General features: G+C 37.9%; 11 protein-coding genes and 1 riboswitch. Of the genes, 1 reads left to right on the top strand and 10 read right to left on the bottom strand.

Features of this window, described 5'->3' with window-relative positions:
- Positions 1–201 precede the first annotated feature (201 nt).
- Positions 202–372: riboswitch (M-box (ykoK) riboswitch) on the bottom strand.
- A gap of 242 nt (positions 373–614) precedes the next feature.
- Positions 615–2,120, top strand: coding sequence for an AcpB/EbpR/MafR family transcriptional regulator (locus RU96_RS01745; protein ID WP_071863830.1), 1,506 nt, complete (start codon positions 615–617; stop codon positions 2,118–2,120).
- Between the two features lie 107 nt (positions 2,121–2,227).
- Here the strand turns inward: RU96_RS01745 and wecB are convergent, their stop codons facing one another.
- The 10 genes from wecB to purQ all read right to left on the bottom strand — a co-directional run bounded on the left by wecB (position 2,228) and on the right by purQ (position 14,650).
- Positions 2,228–3,328 (bottom strand): non-hydrolyzing UDP-N-acetylglucosamine 2-epimerase, encoded by a 1,101-nt coding sequence (wecB, locus tag RU96_RS01740; RefSeq protein ID WP_071863829.1) that lies wholly within the window; start codon positions 3,326–3,328, stop codon positions 2,228–2,230.
- Positions 3,329–3,459: 131 nt separating this feature from the next.
- Positions 3,460–4,437, bottom strand: coding sequence for a GMP reductase (gene guaC / locus RU96_RS01735; RefSeq protein ID WP_084035442.1), 978 nt, complete (start codon positions 4,435–4,437; stop codon positions 3,460–3,462).
- 181 nt (positions 4,438–4,618) lie between these two features.
- Positions 4,619–5,533 carry an aldo/keto reductase gene (locus tag RU96_RS01730; RefSeq protein ID WP_071863827.1) on the bottom strand — a complete coding sequence of 305 codons (915 nt, stop codon included), beginning with the start codon at positions 5,531–5,533 and terminating at the stop codon, positions 4,619–4,621.
- Between the two features lie 282 nt (positions 5,534–5,815).
- Entirely contained in the window at positions 5,816–7,075 is a 1,260-nt protein-coding gene (purD, locus tag RU96_RS01725; RefSeq protein ID WP_071863826.1) for a phosphoribosylamine--glycine ligase, read from the bottom strand.
- 14 nt (positions 7,076–7,089) lie between these two features.
- Positions 7,090–8,631, bottom strand: coding sequence for a bifunctional phosphoribosylaminoimidazolecarboxamide formyltransferase/IMP cyclohydrolase (purH, locus tag RU96_RS01720; protein ID WP_071863825.1), 1,542 nt, complete (start codon positions 8,629–8,631; stop codon positions 7,090–7,092).
- Positions 8,632–8,689: 58 nt separating this feature from the next.
- Positions 8,690–9,262, bottom strand: coding sequence for a phosphoribosylglycinamide formyltransferase (gene purN / locus RU96_RS01715; protein ID WP_071863824.1), 573 nt, complete (start codon positions 9,260–9,262; stop codon positions 8,690–8,692).
- On the bottom strand, positions 9,259–10,311 hold the full coding sequence (gene purM, locus RU96_RS01710) for a phosphoribosylformylglycinamidine cyclo-ligase (RefSeq protein ID WP_071863823.1): 1,053 nt from the start codon (positions 10,309–10,311) through the stop codon (positions 9,259–9,261). Before purM ends, purN begins: the two co-directional genes overlap by 4 nt.
- Before the next feature lie 18 nt (positions 10,312–10,329).
- On the bottom strand, positions 10,330–11,769 hold the full coding sequence (gene purF / locus RU96_RS01705; protein ID WP_071864037.1) for an amidophosphoribosyltransferase: 1,440 nt from the start codon (positions 11,767–11,769) through the stop codon (positions 10,330–10,332).
- On the bottom strand, positions 11,754–13,976 hold the full coding sequence (purL, locus tag RU96_RS01700) for a phosphoribosylformylglycinamidine synthase subunit PurL (protein WP_071863822.1): 2,223 nt from the start codon (positions 13,974–13,976) through the stop codon (positions 11,754–11,756). Before purL ends, purF begins: the two co-directional genes overlap by 16 nt.
- The gene (gene purQ / locus RU96_RS01695; RefSeq protein ID WP_071863821.1) at positions 13,976–14,650 is read right to left on the bottom strand and encodes a phosphoribosylformylglycinamidine synthase subunit PurQ; all 675 of its coding nucleotides are present in this window, start codon (positions 14,648–14,650) and stop codon (positions 13,976–13,978) included. The genes purL and purQ overlap by 1 nt, the downstream gene beginning before the upstream one ends.

The following is a 14,650-nucleotide window of genomic DNA, read 5'->3' as shown; positions in this document are numbered from 1 at the left end:
GTGTTCCATATCCATCAACCTTTCTAAATTTTATTTCAAATTTTTTGACCATTTGAAAGTCACATGGGTATCTTTTTTGGCCAGAGTGTCAATAAACTGGCTAAATAAAGCCTTAACTTCACGAAAGAATTGGCTTTTTAACTTGTAAGACACTTACCAAAACAAAAAAGACACGTACTCAACAATGAGCACGCGTCTAATAAGCGTATGTTCATGTTGAGCTTTAGCACTATAGGGCGTAGATAGCAATTACTATCAGCTGCATTATGGATAACCTTCACGATTATCCCTGTTCTACCAACTAAGAGTCTCTCGATTCTTTCGCGGCAGCAGCTTATGTCCATATAGGAGCCTCACCTAACAAATATTTGATTATGAAAATTTCAATCTCTTTTCATTTATATCCTAATGAAATTAGCATATTTTGTCAACCATTAAAAAAATTTTTTCAAACAAAAAAATAACCAACTACACAAGAACTTTCGTTATTAATTAAAAATTTTAAGTCGCTAACAAAAAGCCCCAATTCTGATTGCACGTTGCATATTTTGCCTTTATTATATTTAAATAAAATCTAATACTAATTTTTTAATAACAATATATAGGAGAACTGGATGAATTTACGTGATTTTTTATCTTGGCGCGAACAACGTCAATTAGAAGTAGTCGAAGCACTCTATCAACATCCTAGTGGGATTACTTCAACAGAACTATTGAAGTTAAGCTGTGCAGCCGAAAAAACTATCCGCACTATTATCAGTGAACTTCAATTGCGCTTTCCCGCTTTTGAAATTGTTTCCCACCGTCAACATTATTATTGGCAAGCGCCTAGTAATTTAGGATTGGATCGCTTTTATGACTATCTAATGCAAGAAACAAGTGAGATGAAACTTTTAGAACATCTTTTATTTGAAGATTGTTTTACATATTCTGATTGTGCCAACACGCTTTTTTTAAGTAATGCCGGTTTTCATCGACTACGCAAAAAATTTCAAAATCTTTTAGCTCCTTATGGCGTTAAAATTTGCAATCGTCCTTTTCGCATCGAAGGCAATGAAATTTTCATCCGTAGTTTATATACGTTATATTTTTGCGAAAAACGACATGGGGCAGCTTATTTGTTACCTGATAGTAAAAGTGATAACGCTTTAAGTGCATTAGTTACAGCGATTTTAAAAGAAAATCAGCTGCCAGAAAACTATCGAGTACATGAGGAACTTTATTTTTCAGGGGCAGTCGCTATCTGGCGTCAAAATACAGGGCATAAATTACCAATGCAAACAGAAAAAAGCGATTTTTTAAAAGCTGAAAGGAAATTGACCCAAGATGCTTTATTACAATTGAAAGAAACGCTACTACAAATGAACTGGCGCTTTGATTTTACCGAAACCTTTTGGTCAGTTGCCTACGATTATTTATTGTTATCTTTTGAACATTTTAAACAAGCAAAGTTAAAAAATCCTCGTATCAATCAACTGGCTAAAAAAACGGAACATTTTTTGAATGAATTACTAAATACAACGAAACAAAGCATTACACAAGAACAAAAAGACAAATTAAGTTGGTACTTCTGTAATGAAAATTACATCTATCTAAAAAACGGTGACTTCATTGCCATTTTATCTAATTCAAGACGGGAATTTGTTTTGAGTTATGAAAAGAAATATCCTAGTGTATTGGCAGGTTTAAAAAAATTTATCCAAGAATATAATCAAAAGCATCAATTTTTTATAACAACAGATCAAACTTATCAGCAATTATTTCTCATTATTACCTTATTACCACAAGTTTTGGCGTATTGGCAGGTAAAAACGAAAACTTTAGTTTTATCTGATGTCTCTTTAACTCACCCGAAATATTTACATCAAATATTACGACAGCACTTTCCGACTGAAACACAATTTGAAATTATCCAAAATATTACAAGCGAGCAAGATGCTGTTCATGAACAATTAGAAGCCTATGATTTAATCGTCTCGACTTTCTCACCACAAGAAATGTTTGCACATTTGCCAGTGGTAACGATTAAAGCAACGCCTGATTTTCACGATTTTTTAAAAATCGAAACTGCCTTGCGAAACGTCACTAATAAAAAAATGAAAACACCCCCTCCAGAATAAGAAAAGCAAAATGAACTCGTTTAACTCTCAAGTAATTAGATAGAATTCCTTTACACAATAAAAAAACTTTCCCGCAACGCTATAAAATTTGCGAGAAAGTCTTTTTATTACGCGGAAAAGTAATCGGCAATAGCATCTAAAATTCTTTCACTTGCTTGACCATCGCCATACGGATTTTTTGCTTGCGCCATTTTTTCATAAGCATTTTTATCAGTCAATAATTGTTTTGCAGCCTCATAAACTTGCTCTTCATCTGTTCCCACTAAACGCAAAGTCCCTGCTTCAATGCCTTCTGGGCGTTCAGTTGTATCTCGTAAAACTAAAACAGGCACCCCAAGAGAAGGCGCTTCTTCTTGTACTCCACCTGAATCGGTCATAATTAAATAGCTTCTAGCAGCCAAATTATGAAAATCCACGACGTCTAGTGGCTCAATTAAAGCCACGTTTTTAAGATCACCAAGATTTTTTTGGGCATTTTCTCGGACCAAAGGATTTTTGTGCATTGGAAACACAATAGAAACATCCGCAAATTCTTCAGCTAAACGCCGTAAAGCGTGAAAAACAGCGGTCATAGGCTCACCTAAATTTTCTCGCCGGTGCATCGTTACTAAGATTTGTTTTTTATCAGTAGTCAAAGCCGGATGATGATAATCTTTTTGAACTGTATACTTCATGGCATCAATAGCAGTATTGCCGGTTACATAAATCCGTGCTGGCAGATGGTGTTCTTGTTGCAGATTAGCCTCACTGGTTTTTGTTGGTGCAAAATAAAGATCACTTAAGACATCTGTTAGTTGACGATTGGCTTCTTCTGGGTAAGGGGAATATTTATTGTATGTTCGTAATCCTGCTTCAACGTGTCCAATAGGGATCTGTTGGTAAAAAGCAGCCGTCGCCGCTGCAAAAGTCGTGGTGGTGTCCCCATGAACTAAAACAATATCTGGTTTAGCTTGTTTTAAGACAGGTTGTAATTCTAACAACACCTTGGTTGTAATATCCGTTAATGTCTGACCTTGGCTCATAATATCCAAATCAAAATCAGCCTTTAACGCAAAAATTTTCATAACTTGATCTAGCATCTCACGATGTTGCGCTGTCACTGCTACAATTGATTCAAAACGTTCATCTTTTTCTAACGCTTTAACTAGTGGCGCCATTTTTATTGCTTCTGGTCTTGTGCCAAAAATTGACATTACTTTAATTGTCATCACTAATCTCCTCTTTTCAAAATGAAATAACCATTGATAAAAAAACAGTTATTTCCTCTTGAACTTATTTTAGCATAACCAACCACTAGATAAAAAAACCACGACTAAAAATAGTCGTGGTAAAAAGATCATTAAATTGTATCGCCATTGAAAATTGAATTTTTTACAATTACATAATCGACTTTGCGAATTGCTTCTAAGTCTTTGCCACCGGCATAAGAAATAGAAGATTGTAAATCTTGTTGCATTTCAATCAGTGTATCAGAAAGTTTACCTTTATAAGGAATCCAAATTTTCTTTCCTTCGACGTTTTTCTTTTCGCCTTTTTGGAATTCAGAAGCACTCCCAAAGTACTCTTTTAAAACGACACCATCTTGCACTTTCGTTTCACCAGGAGATTCTTCGTGGCCGGCAAATAAAGAACCAATCATCACCATGGTTGCCCCAAAACGGACAGATTTTGCAATATCACCATGAGTACGAATCCCACCATCGGCGATAATCGGTTTACGAGCAGCTTTTGCACACCAACGAACTGCCGCTAGTTGCCATCCGCCTGTCCCAAAACCAGTTTTAATTTTGGTGATACAAACTTTACCAGGTCCAATTCCGACCTTAGTTGCATCTGCACCAGCATTTTCTAACTCGCGAACAGCCTCTGGAGTCCCAACGTTACCGGCGATGACAAAACTTTCTGGTAAAAGTCGTTTAATGTGTTGAATCATTTCAATCACTGCATTGGCATGACCATGGGCAATATCAATAGTAATATAATCCGGCACTAAATTTTCTGCTGCCAATTCTTCTACAAAAGTATATTCATGGGGTTTTACTCCCACACTGATAGAAGTAATTAAGTTTTTACTTTGCATTTTTTTTATAAAAGGAATGCGCGCATCTTCGTTAAAACGATGCATAATGTAAAAATAGCCATTTTCAGCTAAAAATTCCGCAATATTTTCATCAATAATGGTCTGCATATTCGCAGGAACCACTGGCATTTTAAAGGAATGCTTCCCTAAAGTTACAGTCGTATCACATTCTGAACGAGAACTTACGATACATTTATTTGGAATCAATTGGACATCTTCATAATCAAAAACTTTCATATCAAACATAATGAATAGCCTCCATTTGTTTATTGGGTCACATTTTTTGCGCCCTATGTAATTTAGCGCATCTAAATTAGAAATGCAACAAAAGAAAGTAAAAAAAAGTGATAAAACGCAAAAATCGTTCGGAAATTCCGAACGATTTTCACTTTAACCTAAAATATTATTAGAAATTGCTTTATGGCAGATCATTACCAGCCGCAAGATAAATGCTATACCAGTCTTCTTTTGATAAGACGATATCACTTGCCTTGGCAATTTCTTCAATGCGCTGTAAATTCATGGTGCCAATGATTACTTGCATATTGGCCGGATGACGTAAAATCCAAGCAGAAGCAATCCCTGTTGGTGTCGTATGATATTTTTCTGCCATTTCAGTCAATTTTTCATTTAATTTTGGAAATTTATCATTACCAATAAAGACCCCTTCAAAAAAACCATATTGATAAGGCGACCAAGCTTGGATGGTCATATTATTTAAACGAGAAAATTCCAAGATGCCATCATCATGATCGACACCACGCGGATCTGTCATATTAACATGCAGGCCAAAATCAATCATACCAGTGTGCATAATTCCAAATTGCAATTGATTTGCAACTAAAGGCTGACGGACATATTTTTGCAACAACTCAATTTGACGAGAATATTGATTACTAACACCAAAGTATTTTACTTTTCCTTCTGATTCCAACTGGTCAAAGGCAGCTGCTACTTCTTCTGGTTCCATCAAAGTATCTGGTCGATGTAATAATAAGGCATCTAAATAATCTACTTGTAAGCGTTGTAAGCTTTTTTCCACCGAAGTAATAATATGTTCTTTAGAAAAATCATACATTTCTCCTGGAACAATACCACATTTGCTTTGAATAAACATATCTTCTCTTTTATAACCGGTTTTAGCAAAAGCATCTGCAAATATTTCTTCACATTTGCCTTGACCATAAATATCGGCATGATCAAAAAAGTTAATACCATTTTCTACCGCTGTTTGAATTACAGCTACCGGATCTTTTGCCTCTGTAATACGCATACACCCTAAAACTATACTGGAAACTCCCAGTTCATTTGGGCCAAAATTAACTTGCTTCATCTTCTTCCCTCCATTAGAAATCACAATTGATAAAATTTAACTACTGCTAAATTTTACCACACCTGTTAGAAAACGCTAACAAATTTTACCGTTTTAAATCCGAAAAAGTAGTTGTGATAAAAGTGTCAGCTACAAGCAATGAGAAGTCATTTTAAGAAAATTGCTATTCCAAATTATTACGAAACTTCTACTTTATTAAAAAGGTGCTCATTAATACGATTTATTAAAAAAGGTGTGACAAGACTTTTGTCACACCTCATTTCTAGCTAAATCGGCTTTTTATCATCTCTTATTTAACGCTTTAGCTCCAATATCTTGCCGGTAAAACATCTCTGGTAATGCCATTTGACTTAGCGCTGTATAAACTTCATCACGAGCCTCATCTAAACTAGTAGCTTGGGCGGCAACCAAGAAAATTCTCCCCCCGTTTGCCACGAGTTGATCTTCTGCGAGTGTCGCACCAGCATAATAAAGTTCTGTATTTGCCGTTGTCTTTTGCGGTAAAATCATCCCTTTTTGATACTCACCAGGATAACCTTTAGCCGCTACCACGACGCCAAAAGCAGCATTATCGTGCCAGGATAATTCAGGTTTTTCATCTGTAAGTAATGCGGTAATAATATCTACCAAACTTGATTTTAAACGGGGCAAGACGACTTGTGTTTCTGGATCACCAAAACGAGCGTTAAATTCAATGACTTTCGCACCTTCTGTGGTGGCAATTAGGCCAGCGTATAAAATCCCCGTAAAAGGTGTGTCATTTTTAACCATTCCTCTAGCTGCAGGTTGTAAAATTTCTTTGACCGCTTTTGCAACCATTTCATCGCTAATTTGGGGTACCGGCGAATAAGCACCCATACCACCAGTATTTGGTCCTTTATCGCCATCAAAAGCCCGCTTATGATCTTGAGCGATGACCATTGGGTAGACAGCTTCATCTTTTACAAAAGCCAATAATGAAAATTCTTCTCCTGCTAAAAAGTCTTCCACTACAACTTTTGCACCACTTTCACCAAAACGGTTAGCTTCTAACATATCAGATAATGCAGCTAAAGCTTCTGGAACCGTCTGTGCCACAACAACCCCTTTACCAGCAGCAAGTCCATCTGCTTTAATGACAATCGGCGCTCCTTTTTCTTTTACATAAGCCGCCGCTTTTTGGTAATCGGAAAAAGTCTGATAGTCGGCGGTAGGAATTTGATTTTTTTGCATAATCTGTTTGGCAAAATCTTTTGAACTTTCAATTTGAGCTGCTTTTTTAGTTGGACCAAAAATCAATAGGCCAGCTTTTTGAAAGTCGTCGACAATCCCACGTTGTAATGGTGCTTCTGGACCTACAAAAGTCCATGCAATATTTTCCGCTTTTGCAAAATCGATTAGTTTTTCGTGATCCTCTTCTGCAATAGGGACAGTCTTAATACCATCTTGTTGCATACCAGGATTTCCTGGTGCACAAAAAACAGTTACCACTTTTGGATCGCATAATAATTTTTTTGCGATGGCGTGTTCCCGTCCGCCGCCACCAATAACTAATAATTTCATAGAAGCTCCTTTTCTTAATGACGGAAATGACGAATATCAGTAAAGACCATCGCTATTTCATATTTATCTGCCATATCAATGGATTCTTGATCGCGAATGCTGCCGCCAGGTTGCACAATGGCTTTAATCCCATGTTGCGCTGCAAATTCTACAGAATCCCCCATCGGGAAATAAGCGTCACTTGCTAAGACTGCTCCATCCATTTTACCTGCAGTTTCAGCTTGCTCGATTGCAATTTTCACCGAGCCCACTCGATTCATTTGCCCCGCACCAATACCGACAGTTTGATGTTGATTCGCCAAAACAATCGCATTTGATTTGACATGTTTTACCGCTTTCCAAGCAAAAGATAACGCCTCTAATTCCGCTTCACTTGGTTGTCGTTTCGTTACAACTTTCCATTCCCTCGGATTTTCTTCAATCACATCTTGCTCTTGGACTAAAAGTCCGCCTAAAACGGAAACTTTTTCAGGTAAAGCTGCATCTTTGGCATCGCGAAAATCCAATGTCATTAAACGAATATTTTTTTTACCGCTTAATAACGCTAAAGCCTCAGCAGAAAAACTTGGCGCAATAATGATTTCTAAGAATAATTGATGCATTTTTTCAGCTGTAGGTAAGTCGACTTCGCGATTTAAAACGATAATACCACCAAAAATTGAGACTGGATCTGCTTCATAGGCAAAATCATATGCTTTTAAAATTGTCTCTGCTGTTCCAATGCCACAAGGGTTCATATGTTTTAAGGCAACCACAGTCGGTTTAGTAAATTCTCTGGCAATTCGAATAGCTGCGTCTGCATCTTTAATATTGTTGTAAGAAAGTGCTTTGCCATGCAATTGTTGCGCTTTGGCAATGGAGTAAGAAACAGGTAAAGCATCACTATAAAAAGAAGCTTCTTGATGAGAATTTTCACCATAGCGTAAATCTTGTTTTAGTTCATAAGTTAAGGTTAATTTTTCTGGTTCTTTTTCTTTGACTAAATCGGTCATAAAGCCAGCAATTAACGCATCATAAGCTGCAGTGTGACGAAAAACTTTAGCGGCTAACTTTTGTCTAGTCGCAAATGTTGTCTGATTGTTTTCCTTAATTTCAGCTAACACGGCTGCATAATCTGACGGATCTACCACTACTGTAACAAATTCATGATTTTTAGCCGCCGAACGTAACATACTTGGCCCACCGATATCGATATTTTCAATGGCATCTTTTGTTTGTACATCAGCTTTTAAAATCGTTTCTTTAAAAGGATAAAGGTTCACCACTACTAAATCAATTGGTTGAATATCGTGTTCTTTCATTGCTTTAACGTGCTCACTGTTATCTCTTCGGCTTAAAAGGCCACCATGAATAAGAGGATGTAACGTTTTAACTCGTCCGTCCATCATTTCGGGAAAATGGGTTACCTCTTCAATTCCAATAGTTTTTACACCAGCATTTTTAAGGGCCGTTTGAGTCCCACCTGTAGAAATGATTTCCCATCCTGCAGCAAGTAATCCTGTTGCAAATTCTACAATACCGGTTTTATCTGAAACACTAATTAAAGCTCGCTTCATTTCATTAACTCCTCTGATTTAAGTTTAAAAGAATAAACTAAAGGTACTTATTCTAGCGCTATTTCCCTTTAGACATTACAATTTTTTTTAGAACTTCGGGATACAGTTGATGCTCCACTTGATGAATTTTTGCCTCTAAAGTAGTTAAGTCATCTTCTGAGTCAATGCTTACTGGTGCTTGGGCAATAATTGGTCCAGTATCCACTCCAGCATCAATATAATGAACGGTCACACCAGTTACTTTCACACCATAATCATAAGCATCCTTTATCCCATGAAGACCCGGAAAAGCCGGTAATAATGATGGGTGGATATTAATAATTTTTTTAGGAAAAGCTGTTAATAATCCTTCACCAATAATGCGCATATAGCCTGCCAATACAATTAAATCAATTTTTTCGAGTTGTAATAGTGCCAACAGTGCTGTTTCATAGGCCTTTTTATCCGGAAAGTCTTTTGGTGCCAAGTGAAAAGTTGGCACATTAAATTTCTCAGCTCGTTTTAAAACAAAAGCATCTTTTTTATCACTAAAAACAAGAGCAATTTCTGCGGGGAGCTTTTCTTTTTGAAAAAAATCCGCCAGCGCTTCAAAATTGCTCCCATTACCAGAAGCTAAAACGGCAATTCTCATTTCTTTTCCTCATTTATTGTAATCGCAGGGGCATCTTTTGTAGCAGCTACCACTTGACCAAGCTCATAACATGGCTCGTCTAACTCTGCCAAAACTGCTTTTACTTGCGCTACATTTTCTTTACTTACAGCTAAAACCATCCCAATTCCCATGTTAAAGATTTCAAACATTTCTTTATGGTTAAGCTGGCCGTATTCTTCCAAAACAGTAAAGATCGGTAACACTGGCCAAGCTCCTTCGGTAATTTCAACTGCCACATTTTCTGGTAGCATCCGCGGAATATTTTCCACAAAGCCACCGCCTGTGATATGAGCGATTCCATTAACTAAATTTTCTTTTATTAAAGGCATTAATGCTTTAACATATATTTTCGTTGGGGTTAAAAGAACCTCACCTAACGTTTTACCTTCTAACGCTGCAATCTTCGTGTCGCCAGATAAGTTATGTTCTGTAAAGAAAATTTTACGTACTAAAGAAAAACCATTAGAATGAATCCCTGTAGAAGGCAAGCCTAATAACACATCTCCGGCTTGAATATTTTCACCTGTTATTAGTTGACTTTTTTCGGCTACACCAACTGCAAAACCAGCTAAGTCATACTCTTGTTCTTCGTACATTCCAGGCATTTCAGCAGTTTCGCCACCAATTAAAGCGGCTCCTGCTTGTAAACAGCCTTCAGCAACTCCTGCTACGACTTGTTCTAAACGGGCAGGTTCATTTTTACCAGTTGCCAAATAATCTAAGAAATATAACGGTTCTGCTCCTTGGGCGACGATGTCATTAACACACATTGCCACACAGTCAATCCCGATTGTATCGTGTTTATCTTCTTTAAAAGCCACCATCAATTTGGTCCCCACACCATCGGTTCCAGAAATTAAAACTGGTTCTTTGATCTTCAAACTACTTAAATCAAAACAACCGCCAAAACCACCTAAAGCGCCCATAACTCCTAAGCGTTCCGTTTTTTTGACATGTTTTTTAATTCGCTCTACTACCTCATAACCAGCATTCACATCAACGCCAGCTTTTGCATATGCATTCGCCACTTTTTTCGCTCCTTTTATTTAGAAAAATGAAGTTTGTTCTTTTAGTGAAGCTTGATACTTTTCTTCGTAATCGTATAAAGGGGTCGGATAGTCACCGTTAAAATAGGCCATACATAAGCCCCCATATGGTGCATCAAAGTCTAATCCAATCGCATCGATTAAACCATCTTCACTCAAATAACTTAAAGAGTCTGCACCAATAACTTGACGAATTTCTTCTACTGAATGATTGGCTGCGATTAATTCTTTACGAGTTTGAATATCAATGCCATAAAAACAAGGATATTTTAAAGGCGGCGAAGCGATTCTGACATGTACTTCTTTTGCGCCTGCTTCTTTTAATAAATCGACAATGCGACGACTGGTGGTACCTCTAACGATAGAATCATCGACCATAATCACTTTTTTGCCTGCAACAACTCCGCGAACAGCAGATAATTTCATCCGTACACCTTGTTCTCTTAACTCTTGTGTCGGTTGAATAAAAGTTCTGGCGACATATTGATTTTTTACTAAACCTAATTCATAAGGAATACCTGAGGCTTCGGCATAACCACTGGCTGCTGATAGCGAGGAATTGGGAACCCCAATTACCATATCTGCGTCAACCGGGGCTTCTTTAGCTAAATTGCGTCCCATGTTTTTTCTAGCTGTATGGACATTCACCCCAGCAATATTAGAATCTGGTCGAGCAAAATAAACATATTCCATTGAACAAATCGCATGTTGTGTATCTTCTGTGAAGTGCTCAATTGTCACGCCTTCGTCATTAATGATAATAATTTCACCGGGTTGTACGTCACGAACAAATTCAGCGCCACTTACTTCCAACGCACAAGTTTCAGAAGCGACCACATAGGCGCCATTTTTCATTTTACCAATCGCTAGCGGGCGAAAACCGTTAGCATCTAAAGCTGCCACCATACAATCTTCTCGCATCAAGATATAGGCAAAACCACCTTTTACCTCGTTTAGCGCTTCTTTTAATTGTTCCAACCAATTTTCTTTTTTACTGCGTCGGATTAAGTGCATTAAAATTTCTGTATCGGAGTTGGAGTGGAAAATCGCGCCATCTTGTTCCAAGCTAGTCCGCAAACTACGCGCATTTGTTAAATTGCCATTATGAGCCAGCCCAACTGAACAATCATAAAACTTAAACAAAAAAGGCTGGATGTTATCCACACTACCATTTCCGGCTGTCGCGTAACGAACATGCCCGATTGCAGCACTTCCCTTTAATTGTGCCAATTGACGATCGTCTTTAAAGACTTCTGATAATAAACCTAATTCACGATAGCCATATAGTTTGCCGTTATCATTTGAAACAATTCCGGCGCCTTCTTGTCCTCGATGTTGCAAACTGTGAAGACCAAAATAAGTGACACGTGCTGCGTCTGGGTGACCCCAGACGCCAAAAATGCCACATTCTTCATTTAAACTTTTTACTTCATAAGACATGCAATGGCTTCCTCCCAAAGTTCTTTGGCAGTGTATGTTGCAACTGCGATATTGCCGTCCAAGGCTTGAATCTTAATTTCTCCATCGTCTGTAACTTTACCAATTAGTGTCGCTTTGTCTTTCGCTAATTTTTCAAAAGCTGCTTGTTTTTCTTTTTTCACAGATAAAACAAAACGAGATTGCGTTTCTGCAAATAAGTTTTCTTTTGGCATTTTTACAGCTACATTAAGCCCAAAACCATTTTTAAAAGTACATTCCGCTAAAGCTACCGCTAGACCTCCTTCTGCGCAATCGTGGGCGCTTGTGACAAGTCCAGTTTGAATTGCTTTTAACACCAAATCTTGATTAACTTTTTCTGTTGCCAAATTAAAATCCATTAGTTTACCTTCAATTAAACCCTTTTGCATTTTTTGAATTTCTGTACCGTTGAAATCAGCAAAAGTTTCACCGACGATATAAATAAGATCATCAGAAGCTTTAAAATCTTGAGTGGTAATATCTTTTGTATCCGCGATTAGCCCTACCATTCCAATTACAGGGGTTGGATAAATTGCTTTACCGTTTGTTTCGTTATATAACGAAACATTTCCTGAAATCACTGGCGTATTAAGAGTACGGCAAGCAGCACTAATACCATCTGCTGAAGTCCATAATTCCCAGAATCCTTCTGGTTTATCAGGAGAACCATAGTTTAAGCAATCTGTGATTGCTAAAGGCTGCCCTCCACTAGCAACAATATTACGGGCTGCTTCGGCGACGGCAATTTGTCCACCAATTTCTGGATTTAAATACAGATAGCGAGCATTACAATCCGTTGTCATGGCCAGCGCTTTGTTTGTTCCTCTTACCCGTAAAACTGCTGCATCACTTCCTGGTGTTACAACAGTATTTGTGCGCACTTGAGAATCATACGTTTCATAAATCATTTTTTTTGATGCAATCGTCGGCTGTTGTAACAATTGCAATAACGTCGCTGTAGCATCTTCGACTACAGGAGTGAAATCTTCCATTTCAGCGAATTCTTTAATGCGGGCTGGCTCTACATACTCCTTATAATAAGTCGGAGCATCTTCTGCTAGAGCGTCGACAGGTAAATTCGCCACTTCAACACCATGATGATAGAGACGATAAAGCCCGTCATCTGTCACTTCACCGATTGTAACGGCATCTAATTCATATTTAGAAAAAAGTTCTTCAACTTCTTTTTCTGCGCCTTTTTTGACACAAATTAACATCCGCTCTTGTGACTCAGATAACATCATTTCATAAGGCGTCATCCCAGTTTCTCTTTGTGGAACGTCATCGAGATATAATTTCAACCCAGATCCGGCTTTTGATGCCATTTCTGCACTAGAAGATACTAGTCCTGCTGCTCCCATATCCTGAATGCCAACTAAAATATCTTGGTGTTCTAAAATTAATTCCAAACATGCCTCTAGTAATAATTTTTCCATGAAAGGATCGCCAACTTGAACAGCAGAACGTTGTTGCTCTTGGCCTTCAACAAATTCTTCTGAAGCAAATGTTGCGCCATGAATACCATCGCGCCCTGTTTTTGCTCCAACGTACATAATGGCGTTGCCGACACCTTTAGCCTGTCCTTTTTGAATATCTTTATGTTCGATTAAGCCAACACACATAGCATTTACTAGTGGATTTCCTTCATAACAAGGATCAAAGGATACCTCTCCACCAACAGTTGGAATTCCAATGCAGTTGCCGTAGCCGGAAATACCAGCTACTACTTCTTCTAATAAGTATTTCGTTCGCGAATTGTCTAACTCGCCAAAACGCAATGAATCTAAGATTGCAATTGGACGGGCACCCATGCTGAAAATATCGCGAATAATCCCACCGACACCTGTTGCTGCACCTTCATAAGGTTCAACCGCAGAAGGATGATTATGACTTTCCGCCTTAAAAACTACCGCTTTCCCATCACCGATATCTACAATTCCCGCACCTTCACCAGGTCCTTGTAAAACTTGTGGACCACTAGTAGGGAATTTACGCAAAACGGGTTTAGAATTTTTATACGAACAGTGCTCACTCCACATAACAGAAAAAAGACCAGTCTCTGTGTAATTAGGCATACGTCCTAAAATATCTTCTGCAATCAAGCGATACTCTTCATCGGTTAAGCCCCACTCGGCATAAATTTTATGTTCTTTGATTTCTTGTGGTGTTGGTTCACTTATTTTCATCATTATTTAACGGACACCTTTCCGAAATTTTTCAAAATTGAGGCAAAAAAACGTTTGCCGGCAGTTGAGCCTAGTAATGATTCCATTGCACGTTCTGGATGAGGCATCATCCCTAAGACATTACCAGCTTCATTACAAATACCAGCAATATTTTCTACACTACCATTTACATCCTCTTCATAAGTAAAAACGATTTGATTGTTTGCTTTTAATTGCGCTAAAGTTTGTTCATCACAAATATAATTACCTTCCCCATGAGCAACAGGAAGATCAATCACTTCATCTGTTTCATATTCAGAAGTAAATTTTGTTTGATTGTTGACTTTTATGGGTGTTGTTTTACAAATAAAATGTAATGATTTATTACGAATTAAAGCACCTGGTAACAAGCCAGCTTCTGTTAAAACTTGAAAACCATTACAAGTACCAAAGACAGGTTTTCCTTCTTGGGCAAAACGTTTTACTTCTGCCATAATTGGTGAAAAACGAGCAATCGCTCCACAACGCAAATAATCACCATATGAAAAGCCCCCGGGCAACAACACGCCATCAAAACCTGCTAATGAGCTCACATCGTGGCGTACATATTCCGCTTCTGCTCCCATTACATCTTTAATCGCCCAAAGCATATCCATGTCACAATTAGAGCCGGGAAATACGACTACGGCGAATTTCAT

Source organism: Enterococcus canintestini (assembly GCF_001885735.1).
Taxonomy (GTDB): domain Bacteria; phylum Bacillota; class Bacilli; order Lactobacillales; family Enterococcaceae; genus Enterococcus_C; species Enterococcus_C canintestini.
This window is presented reverse-complemented; position numbering and strand designations above follow the sequence as displayed.